At 60.7% G+C, this 15,719-nt stretch carries 16 protein-coding genes; 8 read left to right on the forward strand and 8 right to left on the reverse strand.

What is annotated here, in order from left to right; genetic code table 11:
• The first annotated feature begins 7 nt into the window (after positions 1-7).
• Entirely contained in the window at positions 8-1,048 is a 1,041-nt protein-coding gene (locus BLU24_RS14400; RefSeq protein ID WP_093101350.1) for an Ldh family oxidoreductase, read from the forward strand.
• Between the two features lie 619 nt (positions 1,049-1,667).
• On the opposite strand, the gene BLU24_RS14405 is transcribed toward BLU24_RS14400, so the two are convergent.
• Positions 1,668-1,985 carry a DUF883 family protein gene (locus BLU24_RS14405; protein WP_093101352.1) on the reverse strand — a complete coding sequence of 106 codons (318 nt, stop codon included), beginning with the start codon at positions 1,983-1,985 and terminating at the stop codon, positions 1,668-1,670.
• A gap of 153 nt (positions 1,986-2,138) precedes the next feature.
• Between BLU24_RS14405 and BLU24_RS14410 the strand changes: the two genes are divergently transcribed.
• Positions 2,139-2,393: a hypothetical protein gene (locus tag BLU24_RS14410; protein WP_038363082.1), complete on the forward strand. Its 255-nt coding sequence runs from the start codon at positions 2,139-2,141 to the stop codon at positions 2,391-2,393.
• 3 nt (positions 2,394-2,396) lie between these two features.
• Here the strand turns inward: BLU24_RS14410 and BLU24_RS14415 are convergent, their stop codons facing one another.
• Complete coding sequence (locus tag BLU24_RS14415) at positions 2,397-3,305, reverse strand: LysR family transcriptional regulator (RefSeq protein ID WP_093101354.1); 909 nt, start codon at positions 3,303-3,305, stop codon at positions 2,397-2,399.
• Positions 3,306-3,389: 84 nt separating this feature from the next.
• Between BLU24_RS14415 and BLU24_RS14420 the strand changes: the two genes are divergently transcribed.
• Positions 3,390-4,313, forward strand: coding sequence for a carbon-nitrogen hydrolase family protein (locus BLU24_RS14420; RefSeq protein ID WP_093101356.1), 924 nt, complete (start codon positions 3,390-3,392; stop codon positions 4,311-4,313).
• Between the two features lie 168 nt (positions 4,314-4,481).
• Here the strand turns inward: BLU24_RS14420 and BLU24_RS14425 are convergent, their stop codons facing one another.
• From BLU24_RS14425 to BLU24_RS14435, 3 genes are all read right to left on the reverse strand, one after another.
• Complete coding sequence (locus BLU24_RS14425; protein ID WP_093101358.1) at positions 4,482-5,027, reverse strand: GNAT family N-acetyltransferase; 546 nt, start codon at positions 5,025-5,027, stop codon at positions 4,482-4,484.
• 53 nt (positions 5,028-5,080) lie between these two features.
• A complete protein-coding gene (locus tag BLU24_RS14430; RefSeq protein WP_090283683.1) occupies positions 5,081-5,554 on the reverse strand; it encodes an LEA type 2 family protein in 474 nt (157 codons plus the stop codon).
• Positions 5,555-5,618: 64 nt separating this feature from the next.
• Complete coding sequence (locus BLU24_RS14435; protein ID WP_093101360.1) at positions 5,619-7,085, reverse strand: nucleobase:cation symporter-2 family protein; 1,467 nt, start codon at positions 7,083-7,085, stop codon at positions 5,619-5,621.
• Between the two features lie 308 nt (positions 7,086-7,393).
• Here BLU24_RS14435 and BLU24_RS14440 point away from each other — a divergent pair, with 308 nt between their 5' ends.
• From BLU24_RS14440 to BLU24_RS14460, 5 genes are all read left to right on the forward strand, one after another.
• A complete protein-coding gene (locus tag BLU24_RS14440; protein ID WP_093101362.1) occupies positions 7,394-8,110 on the forward strand; it encodes a helix-turn-helix transcriptional regulator in 717 nt (238 codons plus the stop codon).
• Between the two features lie 52 nt (positions 8,111-8,162).
• Complete coding sequence (locus tag BLU24_RS14445; protein ID WP_093101364.1) at positions 8,163-8,504, forward strand: nuclear transport factor 2 family protein; 342 nt, start codon at positions 8,163-8,165, stop codon at positions 8,502-8,504.
• Between the two features lie 22 nt (positions 8,505-8,526).
• A complete protein-coding gene (gene zapE, locus BLU24_RS14450) occupies positions 8,527-9,642 on the forward strand; it encodes a cell division protein ZapE (RefSeq protein ID WP_093101366.1) in 1,116 nt (371 codons plus the stop codon).
• A gap of 18 nt (positions 9,643-9,660) precedes the next feature.
• Positions 9,661-10,245 carry a DinB family protein gene (locus BLU24_RS14455; protein ID WP_093101368.1) on the forward strand — a complete coding sequence of 195 codons (585 nt, stop codon included), beginning with the start codon at positions 9,661-9,663 and terminating at the stop codon, positions 10,243-10,245.
• Positions 10,246-10,351: 106 nt separating this feature from the next.
• Entirely contained in the window at positions 10,352-10,849 is a 498-nt protein-coding gene (locus tag BLU24_RS14460) for a GNAT family N-acetyltransferase (protein WP_093101370.1), read from the forward strand.
• 296 nt (positions 10,850-11,145) lie between these two features.
• On the opposite strand, the gene BLU24_RS14465 is transcribed toward BLU24_RS14460, so the two are convergent.
• From BLU24_RS14465 to BLU24_RS14475, 3 genes are all read right to left on the reverse strand, one after another.
• Complete coding sequence (locus BLU24_RS14465; RefSeq protein WP_093101372.1) at positions 11,146-11,361, reverse strand: hypothetical protein; 216 nt, start codon at positions 11,359-11,361, stop codon at positions 11,146-11,148.
• A gap of 198 nt (positions 11,362-11,559) precedes the next feature.
• The gene (locus tag BLU24_RS14470) at positions 11,560-13,788 is read right to left on the reverse strand and encodes a TonB-dependent siderophore receptor (protein WP_093101374.1); all 2,229 of its coding nucleotides are present in this window, start codon (positions 13,786-13,788) and stop codon (positions 11,560-11,562) included.
• Between the two features lie 144 nt (positions 13,789-13,932).
• A complete protein-coding gene (locus BLU24_RS14475) occupies positions 13,933-15,681 on the reverse strand; it encodes a phosphoethanolamine transferase CptA (protein ID WP_093101376.1) in 1,749 nt (582 codons plus the stop codon).
• Between the last annotated feature and the right edge of the window lie 38 nt (positions 15,682-15,719).

Genomic DNA, 15,719 nt, shown 5'->3' on the forward strand with positions numbered 1-15,719 from the left:
GCTTCAGATGTCTGCGCCACACGATCATGTGTCTTCCGCTGTCTCGTCGTCGTTGTCGCTCGAAGCGCTGACGCAATTGCTTGAAACGATCTTTCTGCGCCATGGCACCTCCACCGACGTCGCCCGGGTGCTCGCCGCCAACTGTGCAGCGGCCGAGCGCGACGGTGCGCACAGTCATGGTGTGTTCAGGATTCCCGGGTATGTGTCGACGCTGAAAAGCGGTTGGGTCAATGGGCACGCCGTGCCGCAGGTCGAAGACGTCGCCGCCGGTTTCGTGCGCGTCGACGCGGGCAACGGATTCGCCCAGCCAGCATTGGCAGCGGCGCGCGCGTTACTGGTGGAAAAGGCCCGTCACGCCGGGATCGCCGTACTGGCAATCCGGAATTCGCATCACTTCGCAGCGCTGTGGCCGGATGTCGAACCCTTCGCTGATGAAGGGCTGGTGGCGCTCAGCGTGGTCAACAGCATGACTTGCGTAGTCCCTCACGGCGCCGACCGTCCACTCTTCGGCACCAACCCGATCGCCTTCGCCGCCCCCCGCGCCGGCGCCGCCCCCATCGTCTTCGACCTGGCCACCAGCGCCATTGCCCATGGCGACGTGCAGATCGCCGCCCGCAAAGGCGAACGCCTGCCACCCGGCACGGGCGTCGACAGCCTCGGCCAACCGACCCAGGACCCCAAGGCCATCCTCGAAGGCGGGGCGCTCCTGCCATTCGGCGGCCATAAAGGCTCGGCACTGTCGATGATGGTCGAACTGCTGGCCGCGGCACTGACCGGCGGCAACTTCTCCTTCGAATTCGACTGGTCCAACCACCCCGGCGCGAAAACCCCATGGACCGGCCAATTGCTCATCGTCATCGACCCCAGCAAAGCCGCCGGTCAGACCTTCGCCGAACGCAGCGGCGAACTGGTCCGCCAGATGCACAGTGTCGGCCTCAAACGCCTGCCGGGCGACCGCCGGCATGGGCAGCGCAGCCGCTCACTGGCTGAAGGCATCGTGCTGGATGCGCAGACGCTTGGGCAATTGCGGGAGTTGGCGGGGGAGTAATTCAGGATCAAAAGCCCCTCACCCTAACCCTCTCCCGGAGGGAGAGGGGACTGACCGAGGTGAATGCGATAGATACGCCGACAAGAAATACCGAGGCGAATACAAGTTTCAAAGCCAATCCAAATCGGCTCCCTCTCCCTCGGGAGAGGGCTGGGGTGAGGGGCGAATCCACCACCAATCCCAAGCCAACCACCCGCTTCTAACCACTCCTCACAATGAGCGCCAGCTCGAGTGCCCTTGATCTTGCCTAACCGGCCCCATCGGCAGGCTGAGTGGAGGGATCGATCCGGGCGTGGGAGCGCAGCGACCGTACGACGCAGTCGTACACAGCGGAAGGAGGTGCAGCGCAGCAAACCGTAGCCGCTGCGCCCGGATCGGTCCCGGAGCGAAGGAACCCGAGCCTGCGAGGGCCGAACGCAGGGGCCCAGCGTTTTGGTTACTTTTGGGCGTCTGCAAAAGTGACCCGCTGTAAGAGCGGAACCGCCAGCCGCAACAACAAAAAAAACGGATATTCACCCAAAACAACCAAAGCCTGGTCGGCCCAGAGGCCGCCAAGTCCAAAAACCAGATCCAAAAAAAAGCGAACCCAAAGGTCCGCTTTTCCAAAAACCAAAAAACCTCAACGTCGCCCAAGCAACAACCCGACCACCAACCCAAACCCAGCCGAAATCGCCACCGTCTGCCAAGGATGCCCACCAATATACGTCTCGGTCGCTTCAACGGCAGGCTTGGTCCGATCCCGCACACTCGACACCGAATCCAGCGCCTGCTGCAATTTCAGAGCGATTTGCCCCCGCAGCGTCTCCGCTTCCTCGCCCACCAGTGAAGCACTGCTCTTGAGCAGCTTGTCCGATTCTTCAATCAGCGCCTGAAGTTCGCTGAACGCCTGATCCTTGATTTGCTCTTCAGCGGCTTGCACGGCAGATTTGCGGGCCATGGGTGACTCCTTGCAGATGAATGGACAGTGAGCAATGGAGTATGGCGCAACGCATAAAGTTGCACGCCAACGCTCCCCAAAAGAAAAACCTGCGCCGGAGTTTTCGGCCGAGCGTGTAAGATGTCGCCATTTCACGCAGCAGGATAATTCCCCATGAGTTTCAATCTGGCCGACAAATCACTCGCAGAGCGCGCCGCGCTGGAAGATGAGAAATCCCGTCTGTTCGAACTCTGGCAGAACAATCTGGGCAAAGCCAAAGGCGAGGCCGCGCGGTTGTTCGGCGAGCGCGCCAAGCGCAAGGGCAAATGGGCCGAATGGGTTCGCGCGGAACTCGACGGCATGTCGCCGCCGGAATTCGCCAACATGGTGCGCAGTGAAGTCAATCGACTGATGGCCGCGAACAAGTAACGTTCAGTTGAAGGTCGCGGCAATCACCTCGCGAACCTTGACCACCAGCGGATCGATCTGCGTGCTGGTACGCCAGCCCAGCTCGATCGGGTAACGCGGCAATGGCAGCGGGCAGGGCAGTAACGCCAGGCCGCTGAGTGCCGCGATACTTTCGGCGGCATGCGCCGGGATCGTCGCTACGGCACGGCTGCCCTTGAGCAGCCAGGGCAGCGCAGCAAAATGCGTGGTCGAAGCGCAGACCCGACGACTCAAGCCCACGGCCGCGAGCCCTTCATCGGTGATGCCGATAAAACCGCCGGACGACACCAGAATGTGTTCGCGGGCGACAAACTCCTCCAGCCCGATCTGCGCCTGACCGGGCGCAAGGCTCGACGGGTCGACCAGACACGCATAACCGCCTTCTCCCAAGACCTGCCGGCTGAGCAAGCGCTCGGCAAAACCGCCGGCGGTGATCGCCAGATCGATGCTGCGCTCCATCAGCGCACGGGCGACAATCTGGCTGTGGGTCTGGCGGAAGATCAGACGCAACTTCGGCATGCTACGGGCAATCTCCTCGATCAGGCGGCGACCGTAGGCAATCTCGAAATCATCGGAAAGCCCGATTGTCACCGAGCGGCCATCGTAGTGATTGGCCGCCGGGTCGACCATCGCCAGGCTTTGCCGACATTTATTCAGGGCTTCACTGACCACCGGTTTCAATTGATTGGCCCTGAGCGTCGGGGCGAGGCCGTGTCCGGTGCGCACGAACAACTGATCGCCATACACCTCGCGTAACCGGCGCAACGCCGCACTGACTGCTGATTGGGTGACGCCCAGACGCAGGGCGGCGCGGCTGGCGCTGGATTCTTCGTGCAGCGCCTCGAAGACTTTCAGCAGATTGAGGTCGACGTTGGCGATATTCATTTGGTTCATATCATTCAGCAGTGATCGGGGCTTTATTCATGATCGCGTGGCGCCGCAGAATCGGCAACTACTGAACCTGACGGAGTTACTGCGATGCCCAAATCCATTGTCGCTGCGCTGCAAATCGGCTCATTGCCCGCCGGCAAACAAGCCACCCTTGACCAGATTCTGAGCTGGGAAGCGGCGATCAGCGAATCTGGCGCGGCGCTGGTGGTCATGCCCGAAGCGTTGCTCGGCGGTTACCCGAAAGGCGAAGGCTTCGGCACGCAACTGGGCTATCGCCTGCCCGAGGGCCGCGAAGCCTACGCCCGCTACTTCGCCAACGCGATTGACGTACCGGGCGCAGAAACCGAGGCCCTCGCCGGGCTGTCGGCGCGCACCGGGGCCAATCTGGTGATCGGCGTGATCGAACGCGCTGGCAGCACCCTGTATTGCACCGTCCTGTATTTCGACCCGCAGGCCGGGCTGGTCGGTAAACACCGCAAACTCATGCCCACCGGCACTGAACGGCTGATCTGGGGCAAGGGCGATGGCTCGACCTTGCCGGTGTTCGACACCCAGGTCGGCCAGCTTGGCGCGGTAGTGTGCTGGGAAAACATGATGCCGCTGCTGCGCACGGCGATGTACGCCAAAGGCATCGAGGTCTGGTGCGCACCAACGGTCGATGAGCGCGAAATGTGGCAAGTGAGCATGCGCCACATTGCCCATGAAGGCCGATGCTTTGTGGTCAGCGCCTGCCAGGTCCAGGCCTCGCCGAACGAACTGGGCGTTGACATTGCCAACTGGCCGGCAGACCGCCCGCTGATTGCCGGCGGCAGCGTGATTGTCGGGCCGATGGGTGACGTGCTGGCAGGACCGTTACGCGGCGAAGCGGGCCTGCTCACGGCTGAAATCGACACCGACGAACTGGTGCGCGCGCGTTACGACTACGACGTGGTCGGCCACTATGCACGGCCGGATGTGTTCGAATTATCCGTCGACGAACGCGCCAAACCCGGCGTGCGCTTCACCGCATAGGCCTGTCGAATGAAATCCTGTGGGAGCGAGCCTGCTCGCGAATGCGTCGGCACATCCAACACATAAGTTGCCTGACAACACGCTATCGCGAGCAGGCTCACTCCCACATTGGTTTTGTGTTCACCGCCAATTATGTGCATGACCGCATCACCTGTGAGCTGCCAGGCATCAATGCCGATCCAGCCATTCCTCGCGGGTGATCTCCCAGATCTCCCGAGCAAACCGTCCACCGACAAAATCATCCTCATCGCTACGAATCAAGCGCATTCCCGCTCGCTCCGAGAGCCTGCGCGAGCCCATGTTCGGCGCCGCTTTCGGCACGCGCATCAGTGGACGTTCAAGCGTTCGGAACCAATAATCGGTCACCGTTGCGCTGGCTTCGCTCATCAAACCCTGACCTTGCCACGCCGGCGCCAGCCAAAAACCACGATGATTATCGGTTTGATCCATGAGGCTGATGCTGCCGATCAATTGCTCCGGTGCGGTTTTCAGGCGGATCGACCAGTGCCATTCCGTGCCGGCGGCAACGGCGGGCAGGGCGACATCGCGAACGTAGGTGAGGGCGCCATCGTCCGGGTAGGGCCATGGCACGGCGGCATTCAGATAACGGACCACTTCCCAGTGCGCAAACTGCCGTTGCACAGCCTCCGCATCGGCTAGTTCGAGTGGGCGCAGAATCAATCGTTCGGTGTACAGCGTCGGTGTGTTTTCCATAAACGTGCCGCCTCCGTTGATAACTCAAAGCATCGCGGCAGGCTAACGCATTTTTACCACGTTGCGGCACTCGCCCTGGGCAAACTCAACGTGCCGCTGTCCACAAACCGCATAGTGCCGAACAGTCCCCCGGCCAGTTTGCCGCGCAGAACATACGGCAGGTTGTCGAGGGTTTGGGTCTGGCTCAGGCCCAGGGTCTGACGCAGGACCGAGAATGCGGAAATGCTCACCGGTACGCTGACGATGGTTTCGGAAAAGCGCGGGATCGAGCCGCTTTGATCGCTCACGCCGGAGGCCAGTGAATGGCCGTTGACGTCCAGATCGAGGGCGATGCCGTTGTAGTCGATGGCGGTTTCGTTGGGATTCTGTACGCGCAGTTTGATCGCGAAGCGTACTTCCAGATCCTGGCTCGGCAACGGTTCGAGACCGACCACGTTGATATTGACCGGATCTCGATTGGGGAACAGCGCACAGGCGCTCAGGGATAACAGCAGCAACGACAAAATCAGGGCGTGAAGACGGCGCATAAACGGTCTCTCGAAAAAAGGGCTGAACCGGCCTGTCGGTTCAGCCCTTTTTCAAGGCCGGACGTCAGCGGTTCTCTTGTGCGACAGTCGCCGCTGGGCCAGGTTCAGCTTTGGCTGGCACGTCGGGGTTTTCCATAACCTGAAGAATAGAAGCTTCGGGGTCGAAGTCGTCTTCTTCCAGTTCGATGAATTCCTCCGGCAGGAAGATATTCAGCACGATCGCGCACAACGCGCCGACGGTGATTGGCGATTCGAAGATATTGCGCAGCGCCTGCGGCAGTTCGCGCAGTACTTCCGGGACCGCCGCGATGCCCAGGCCCATGCCCAGCGAAATCGCCACAATCAGCATATTGCGCCGATGCAGACCGGCTTCGGCGAGAATCTTGATCCCGGCCACGGCAACGGTGCCGAACATCACCAGTTCGGCACCGCCGAGCACCGGTTTCGGCATCAATTGCAGCACCGCGCCGATCATCGGGAACAGCCCGAGAATCACCAGCAATCCGGCAATGAAAAACGCAACGTAGCGGCTGGCCACGCCAGTGAGCTGAATGACTCCGTTATTCTGCGCGAAGGTGACCATCGGCATGCTGTTGAACACCGCAGCCATGGCGGAGTTGAGGCCGTCAGCAAGCAGGCCGGATTTGATCCGGCGAATGTACAGCGGCCCCTTGACCGGTTGCCGCGAGATCATCGAATTGGCAGTCAGATCGCCGGCCGCTTCCAGTGGCGAAACGAGGAAAATCACCGCCACCGGCACGAACGCCACCCAGTCGAAATTGAAGCCGTATTTGAACGGCACCGGCACACTGACCAGCGGCACGGCCGGCATCGTGGTGAAATCCACCGTGCCCATCAGCCAGGCGACGACGTAGCCGAGGGTCAGGCCGATGACGATCGCACCCAGGCGCAGGAACGGTACGTCGACCCGGTTCAGCACGACAATGGTGCCGATCACCAGCGCCGCCAGAAACACATGGCTGGCCGCGCCCAGGTCGGCTGCGCCAAAGCCGCCGGCAATGTCGGTCATCGCCACTTTGATCAGCGACAGGCCCATCAAGGTGATGATCGTGCCGGTGACCACCGGGGTGATCAGCATGCGCAATTTGCCGATGAACTGGCTCAGCACCACCTCAATGAACGCCGCGAAAAAGCACACGCCGAAGATAGTCGAGAGGATTTCGTCGGTGCCGCCACCGCGCGCCTTGACCATGAACCCGGCGCTGAGAATCACGCTGATAAAGGAAAAACTCGTACCTTGCAGACACAGCAGGCCGGAACCGACCGGGCCGAAGCGCTTGGCCTGGACGAACGTGCCGAGCCCGGAAACGAACAGCGCCATGCTGATCAGATAAGGGATTTCACTTTGCAGGCCGAGGGCGCCGCCCATGATCAGGGTAGGCGTGATGATCCCGACGAAGCTCGCCAATACGTGTTGCAGCGCGGCAAACACGGTGGCGGTCAGGTGCGGGCGGTCGTTGAGGCCGTAGATCAGGTCGTTGTTGCGCGGGGCGTTTTCAGAGGCGGTCATGGTGTTTGCGCGCTGCGAGGCGAGGCCGGGTCAGAAAATGGAGGCGCAGGATGCCGTAAGCGAGCGGCGAGGGCAACGAGCAATAACTGCCCGAAAGGTCAGCTTTTGCGGGCGTGATCGTTCCCACGCTCCTGCGTGGGAATGCAGCCCGGGACGCTCCGCGTCCCATACAGAACCAAACGCGGAGCGCCGTAGAGACGTTCCCACGCCGGAGCGTGGAAACGATCTTGCTGCGCCTCAAGCTCCTGCCATTTTCTGACTCCAACCTCTGCTAATCTCCGACATCTTTCCAACCTGAGCCCGCCATCGTGTCGCGTACCACCCGACTGTTGACCCTGCTGCAAGTGCTGCGCGGCAAGAAACGCCCGGTGACTGCCGCCACCCTGGCCGCCGAGCTGCAGGTGTCCGAGCGCACGCTCTACCGCGACATCGCCGAGTTGACGGCCCTCGGCGCGCCAATTCAGGGCGAGGCGGGGATCGGCTATGTGCTGCGCAACGGCCTGTTCCTGCCACCGCTGATGCTCAATGCCGACGAGACCGAAGCCATCGTTCTCGGTTTGCGCTACGTCGATCAGCGTGGCGATGAAATACTGAGCAAAGCGGCGGCGGATGCCTTGGCCAAGATCGCCGCCGTGCTCGATCCGCAGGCTCAGGAGGCACTGCGCAATCCAACCGTGCTGCCGGGGCCGCCGGGCTACGGTTTCCCGCAGAACGCCGTGCCGTTGAACGTGTTTCGCCACGCGATCCGCGACCAGGCCAAACTGCACATCGATTACGCCGACGCGCAGCAGGTGCCGACTCAGCGGCTGATCTGGCCCTTGGCGCTGGGTTTTCTCAATGAGGTGCGGATCATTGTCGCGTGGTGTGAGTTACGCGGTGCCTATCGCACATTTCGGACTGACCGGATCAGCGCTGCAAGTCCACAGGGCGAGGCTTATCCGGGCCGGCGCAGCGACCTGCTGCGTATCTGGCGCAAACAGATGCAACTGGACGAGGACGGCCGTTTCACTCCTGACAAAAACTGACACAACGCTGTTTTAGGATGGTCGCAGAACCACACAACAAGGAGCTGCCACCATGTCCCATCCCGCCTCAACACTGGCCCCGGCGATTGCTGCGTATATCGATGCGGCCAACGCACGCGACACGTCGCAGGTCGCCAGTTTTTTCGCCGAGGATGCCAACGTGTTCGATGAAGGCCTGCATCAGGTCGGCCCGCAAGCCATCGCCCAATGGATGCGCGACACCGGGCAACGCTATCAGCCTCGTGTTGAAGTGCTCGATGTGCAGCAGCGCACCGGGAAAGTGCTGGTACAGGGGCTGATCTCTGGCACGTTCCCCGGTAGCCCGGCACAGCTGCGCTATACGTTCCGGTTGAACGAACAGGGGAAAATTGCCCGGTTGGATATTTCCCTGTAGCCATCGTGGCATACTGCCGCGCATGACTTTCGACTCCCCCTTAAGCGCCTGGCAACACGCCGTTCAATACAACGGCTTCGTCCAGGATGAAGCCCAGGAACACGCGGTCTGGGCCCTGCAAAAATGTCACGAAGCGCTGCACGCCGGTGCCCGTACGGTCACCGGCGTTTATCTGTGGGGCCCGGTCGGGCGCGGCAAGACCTGGCTCATGGACCAGTTCTACCAAAGCCTGCGGGTGCCAGCGCGCCGGCAGCATTTCCATCACTTCATGGGCTGGGTGCATCAGCGCTCGTTCCAGTTGACCGGGATTGCCGATCCGCTTCGGGCGCTTGCCAAGGAGCTGGCTGCAGAAGTCAAAGTACTGTGTTTCGATGAGTTGTTCGTCAACGACATCGGCGACGCGATCATTCTCGGGCGGCTGTTTCAGGTGATGTTCGATGAGGGCGTGGTGATTGTCTGCACGTCCAACCTGCTGCCGGACGATCTCTACGCCGATGGTTTCAACCGGGACCGTTTCGTCCCGGCGATTGCCGCGATCAAGGCGCATATGCGGGTGGTTGCCGTGAACGGCGCCGAGGATCATCGCCTGCATCCGGGGGCGGGTCTGCAACGTTACTTTGTGGCCGCGTCATCGCTCAGTGCGCTGGAGGATGTCTTCCAGGCGCTGGCCGCCGGTGAACCGGCCACCGCCGAACCGGTGTCAGTCGGTCATCGCCAATTGAACGTGGTGCGGGCCAGTGAATCGGTGTTGTGGTGTCGTTACGCCGACCTGTGCGAGCAGCCGTTCGCCGCCATGGACTTCATCGCGCTGTGCGATCGCTATCGGGCTATTCTGTTGAGCGAGGTGCCGAACCTCAGCGCGCGCAAACGCGAAGGGCGCATTGCCCGTGGCACGGAAGACGGCGCCGAGCGCGTAGTGGCGGGTGATCGAGAGCTGCCGCAGTTGTCCGTACACGACGACGGCGTGCGGCGGTTCATTGCATTGGTCGACGAGTGCTACGACCGCAGAGTGCCGCTGTACGTTGAGGCCGAAGTGCCGCTGGACGCGCTGTACACCGAGGGTTACCTGGAATTCCCGTTCCGCCGCACCCTGAGTCGTTTGCAGGAAATGCAACTGCAGCGCTTTGCCGAAGCTTGAAAGGAAGAGGGCGCCGACATGAGCCAACCGTTGTCCCATCATTTGCTGACCATGGCTTATCAGAATGCCTGGGCCAATCATCGTCTGGCCAAGGCCTGGAGCCAACTCGGCGCGGCGGATCTTGCGGCGCCGCGGGTGAGTTTTTTCCCGAATATTCGCCTGACGCTGAACCACATCCTGACGTGCGACTGGTTTTACGTCGATGCGCTGGAGCGCGAATTGCGCGGGGCTGAACCGCATCCTGACTGTCATGTTTTTTTCAATGCCGACGAGCCGTTCACTGACACCGTTCAACTGCGTGAAGAACAGGCTCACGTCGACCGTCGGCTGATCGCCTACTGCGAGCAACTGCGCGATGCCGAGCTGAACCGCATCGTCACCATTGCCCGCGACACGCCCCAGCACGACAGCCGCCTGCGCTTGCTGTCGCATCTGTTCGAACATCAGATCCATCACCGCGGCCAGGTGCACGCGATGCTCAGCGATACTTCGGTGGAACCGCCGCAACTGGACGAATTCTTCTGCGCCGGCGAAAGCGCTCTGCGTGCTGCAGACTTCGCCGAACTCGGCTGGACCGAGGAATTGATCTGGGGCCACGCCTGATCCTGAGGATTTGCCGGTTGCTCACCGGTATGTGGCCGCGTTAAGGTCAGGCAGCCTATCAGCGCGTACCTTGCGTGCCGGGGCTTTTGTCTGTTCGGGGATGGAAATGGATTCCGCAGAAATTCTGGTACTTCAGGCCAGCTACACCAACCCAACGCACGCCGAAGCCATCGGCCTTGTGCTCAACCACTACGCAGAAGACCCCATGGGCGGCGGTCACTCGCTCGACCCGGACCTGCTGCGCCGACTACCCGAAGAACTCGCCCGCCGCCCACACGCCTTCAGCGTACTGGCCTTCGTTGGCGGCGAACCGGCGGGGCTGGTCAACTGCTTCGAAGGCTTCTCGACCTTCGCCTGCAAACCGCTGGTCAATGTCCACGACGTGGTGGTCGTGAGCCAGTTCCGCGGCTTGGGCCTGAGTCAGAAAATGCTGCAGAAAGTCGAAGAAATCTCGCGCCAGCGCGGCTGCTGCAAAATTACCCTCGAAGTACTGGAAGGCAATGCCATCGCGCAGCAGTCGTACCGCAAGTTCGGCTTCGCGCCGGGTATGTTTGATCCGGATCATGGGCGCATGCTGTTCTGGATCAAGAATTTGCAGGCCTGAAAAGCCCCTCACCCTAACCCTCCCGAAACGTCGGACCGCCCGGAGGGAGAGGGGACTGATCGAGGTGATCGCAAGAGCTACGTCGACATCAAGTACCGAGCCGAACTCAGGTTCTGAAGATCGTGAAGATCGGCTCCCTCTCCCTCGGGAGAGGGCTGGGGTGAGGGGCGAATTCACCACAAATCCCAAGCCGAACAAGCAACCACCCAACCAAAAAAAAAGGCGCCCCAAAAGGGCGCCTCAACTGTCATCTCCCGGGCCAGAGCGGAGCCGCGGAAGGTCCATCGGTTGCTCGGTCAATCCCGGTCGCGGTAAGACTCGGTCACTTGCGCGGTCTGGTCGGCGGGAACGCGAATTTCTTTCACGCTGGCGTCGCTCTGTTGCGCGCTCTGGCTCTGGTGAACCGGGAAGTTGTCGTAGTAATAGCGCATGCGCTCAGCGCCGCCCTCGGCGAAGACGCTGGCAGAACCCAGGGCAAACAGCCCGGCAAGGACGAGGGTAGAGATTTTCATGGTGCCTCCTACTGAACAAGTGGGAGCCGTTTCATCCATGAAGCAAAACTCGAGAGGAGTCTCTATCGTGTGAATTAACCCGGGGTTAACGCCCGCTCAGGGTGAGTTTTGCAGCATGTTGCAGAGCGCTGAATGCACACAGCGCCAGAGCATGATCGTTCCCACGCTCCCGCGTGGGAACGATCATGGGGGAGCGGGTCAGAGCTTCCAGTCAAGACTGACGGTCAGCGTGCGCGGATCGCCCCAATAAACACCGTTGTAGAAACCGACGTTGTCGTAATACTTCTTGTCGAACAGGTTGTTGACGTTCAGCGACGCCGACAGGTGCCGATCAAACTCGTAACGCGACATCAGATTCACCACGGTGTAGGCGCTCTGTTTGATCCGCGCCGTTTCCTGGCCATCCCCGACCGGCCGGGTCGAAGTGCCGTATACATCGCTCCGCCAATTCACCGCACCGCCGACAGTCAGCGCCTGCCATTCATCCGGCAGGCGATACGCCGTCGACACGCGCAGCAGATTCATCGGCTCGCTGGTGTTGCTGCGCTCACTGCTGCCGTTGACTGAATGGGTATAGGTGTAACCGGCCGTCATGTTCCAGCCGCGCAGGATCTCACCAGAGACTTCTGCTTCAAAACCGTTGACCTTGTTGCCCTTGCCGCCGGATTTGTAGAACTGCTCACGCGTCACCGGATCGGGCGGTGCGGTGTTGTCCACCTCGGCGACGTTGTCCTGCTTGCTCCAGAACAACGCTGTGGCAACGTTCAGACGGTCCTCGAGCAAACTGCCCTTGAGGCCCAGCTCATAGTTCTTGCCGACCACCGGGTCGATGTACTGGCGATTCTTGTCGCGATTACCCTGGGGTTTGAATATGTCGGTGTAACTCACGTAGGCCGTGTATTGCGGTGTCAGGTCGTAGAGCAGTCCGGCATAAGGCGTCCAGATATCGTTCTGTTTTTGGCTGGTGTAATCGACCTTGGTCAGTTGGCGGTCGGTGTCGTAACTGTTACTGGTGCTCGATGCTTGCCAACTGCCGTAGCGGCTGCCCAGCACGGCGTGCAGGTCATCAGTGAGGCTCAAGCGTGTGGCGATGTAGCCGGCTTTTTGCCGCGTGTCGTCCTTGGATCCAGTGAGATCAGTGACGGTGTCGCTGAACTTGCCGATGTTGCCCATGTACTTCCAGTCGCGGATGGTCCCGTAATCGTCGGGACGTCCGCCGGCGATGGTGTAGGGGGAATTCGAACGCCGCACGGCCTCGCCGTAGCCGAACATCATTTCGTGTTCGCGGCCGAACAAGGCGTAGGGGCCTGACACGTTGAAGTCATAGGCCTGCATTTTTTGCGTGCCGATCATGTGCGAGGTATACGCGAGCATGCCGCTGCGGTCGGCCTCGGGGAAACCCGCGCCGCCGAAATACACCTTGCCGTCGGTATCGCTTTGGCGATGGGTGTAAGCCGCTTTCAGATGCCAGCCGCCCGCCAGTTGCTGATCGAGGGTGGCGAAGGCGGTTTTGTCTTGCAGCGGCCAGGAACTCCACGACGTCGCCATGTTGGTCGAGCGACCCAATCCGGCCTTGCTGCCATCGGCATTCCAATAGGGCACCGTGCCCCAGGACGAGCCTTGCACGTGCTTGTTCTGATAGTCGTAACCCACCGCGAGTACAGTTGAATCTGTCAGGTCTGCTTCGAGCACGCCATAGCCAACCTCGCGTTGCAGCGCGTATTTGTCCTTGATCGACTGGCTGTCGCGGTAAGCCAGCACGCTGCGCCCACGCAAGCGACCGTCAAACGCCAGCGGGCCGCCGACATCGACGTAGCTGTAGTAATTGTCATAGCTGCCGCCACTGACCCCGGCCAGCGCCTGCCATTGCGCGGTCGGGCGCTTGCGCACCATGTTGATCGTCGCCGATGGATCGCCGGCCCCGGTGGTCAGCCCCGTGGCCCCGCGAACCACTTCGATGCGGTCGTAGATGATGGTGTCCGAATCAGACTTCATGCGATCGAAGGTATTGAGCATCCCGTCAATCTGGAAATTACTGATCGCATAGCCGCGCGAAGAATAACTGACCCGATCCGAATCCAGGTGCTGCACCACCACGCCGGTGGTCTGGCGCATGGCCTCGGACAACGTACCGAGTTTGAAATCATCCATTTGCTGACGAGTGATCACCGACACCGATTGCGGGGTTTCCTTGATTGACAGGTTCAACCGCGTCGCGGTGCTCATCGCGCCGGTGGTATAGGACTCGGTGTTTTCGGTGGTGGTGCCCAGGCCTTGAGCGGTGACGCTGGTCGCCGCCAGTTCAAGCGCCGAACCGGCCGGCGAAGGTTGCTCTTCAGCCTGGTTTTGCGCCAGCAGATCAGGGCTGATCGCCGCGCCGCAAAGGCCGAGCGTGAGGGTCATGGAACGGGTAATGGGCGCGAACATCGCAGCCGACTCCTTGTCTTCGAAGGGAAAATTCCGTTGGTTCAAAGACGAAGGGTGGGGCGGAGATTTAGGCTCAAACGAGAAATATTGTTATTTGTAGATGTTTCGGGGACGAAAAAAAGGGGCCGCTGAGGCCCCTTCGTTTTATTGCTCGGTCGCTTGCGCAACATTCGCATCGGGCTTTTTCGGCTTCATCAGACTGAAGTCGATCAACGCCCGTTGCGCGGTCTGGTACGGGTCGCCGATCAACAACGGCCGTTCCTTGAAGCTGTCGCTGACCAGGCTCTTGCTGCGGTCGAGTTCGTCAAAGCTCAACCCGGCCATGTCGGCCCAGGTGTGAATCAGATGCGAGCTGCTGTAAGGGCGGTCAAGGTCGCCGGCGAAGTTCCAGTCGTGGTTTTCTTTCCACTTCGGCGAGGCCCAGGCCATGAACGGGATCGTGTACATCGGCGCGGTCGGTTTGTTTTCGTTACGACCGAGGGTCTTGTGGCCGACCGAGTCGAACACGTCTTCGCCGTGGTCGGAGAGGTACAGCAAAAAGCCGTTCGGATCGGATTTGGCGTAGTCCTTGATCAGGCTCGAGACAACGAAGTCGTTGTACAGCACCGCGTTGTCGTAGCTGTTGTAGGTCGGCACCTGGTCGTCACGCACACCGGCCGGCACGCCGTCGCGGTCCTTGAACTTGTCGAAGGTCGGCGGATAACGGTACTGGTAGCTCATGTGTGTGCCGAGCAAATGCACGACGATCAGCTTGCGTGGTGCGGCATCGGCCAGGGCCTTGTTGAACGGCTCGATCACGTCGCCATCGTATTGCGCGGCGTTCTGGTTACGGTTGTTGTTGAGGTACACCTGCTCGTCGGCCTGTTCGGAAAAGGTCGTGAGCATGGTGTTGCGCTTGGTCATGGTCTGCTGGTTGGTGATCCAGAACGTCTTGTAGCCGGCCTGCTTCATCACGCTGACCAGCGAGGGCGTCGACAGGTAAAGATCCGGATGCAGTTCGTCAGCGAAGGTCAATACCTGTTGCAACGCCTCGATGGTGTACGGGCGAGGGGTGACGACGTTGTCGAACACCGCCAGCTGATCCTTGAGCTTGTCCAGTTCCGGCGTGGTGTTGCGCGGATAGCCGTAGAGACTCATGCGCTGGCGGTTGGTCGATTCGCCGATCACCAGCACCAGGGTCTTGGGCTGATCGCCCGAGGCATCCTGGAGGTTCTTCAACGGTGGGATCTTGCTGACGTTGTGCAGCATGCCCTGCATGTCGGCGAGGGTTTCCTGATAACGGTGATACGCCACCACCATCTGCCACGGCACCGCCGGCTCGATGCGGGTTTCGAATTTTTCGAAGCCTTGCTCAAAGGTCCCCATGCGCAAGGTCTGTTTGACCAGCGGGTAGCCAATCACGGCAATCAGGATCGCCATGGCTGCGACGAAGGCGCGGCCACGCGGCATGTACACCGGGCGCAGACGGGTCCACAGGAAATAGGCAAACGCGGTATGCGCAAGGAACGCCGGCACCATCCACCAAGCGAAGTACTGCGTCATGTATTCGCCGGCTTCGGACACGTTCGACTCGAACATGATGAAGATGACGCTTTGCGAGAATTCCTGCTCGTAAATGAAGAAATAGCCAAGGCTGGTCATCGAGCAGGCCCACAGCACCACACCGATGATCGCCGCGAGCAATTTGGTGCGCTTGGGAAACAGCAGCATCGGCGCCAGCCAGATCGCGCTCATGACAAAGGCCTGACGGAACCCGGTGAAGCCCGAGGTGCCGGTCAGTTGAATCAGCAGTTGGGTGATACCCGAGAAGTACCAGAAGAATACGAACAGCCAGAGAAGTCCGGCCCAATCAAAACCTGTCGCAGTCGTTTTGCTGCGTTTGAACAATGCCATTCGGCGCTCCAGCTCTGGTTACAACCACCGCCGGGACA

The organism is Pseudomonas sp. Z003-0.4C(8344-21) (genome assembly GCF_900104975.1).
GTDB lineage: Bacteria > Pseudomonadota > Gammaproteobacteria > Pseudomonadales > Pseudomonadaceae > Aquipseudomonas > Aquipseudomonas granadensis.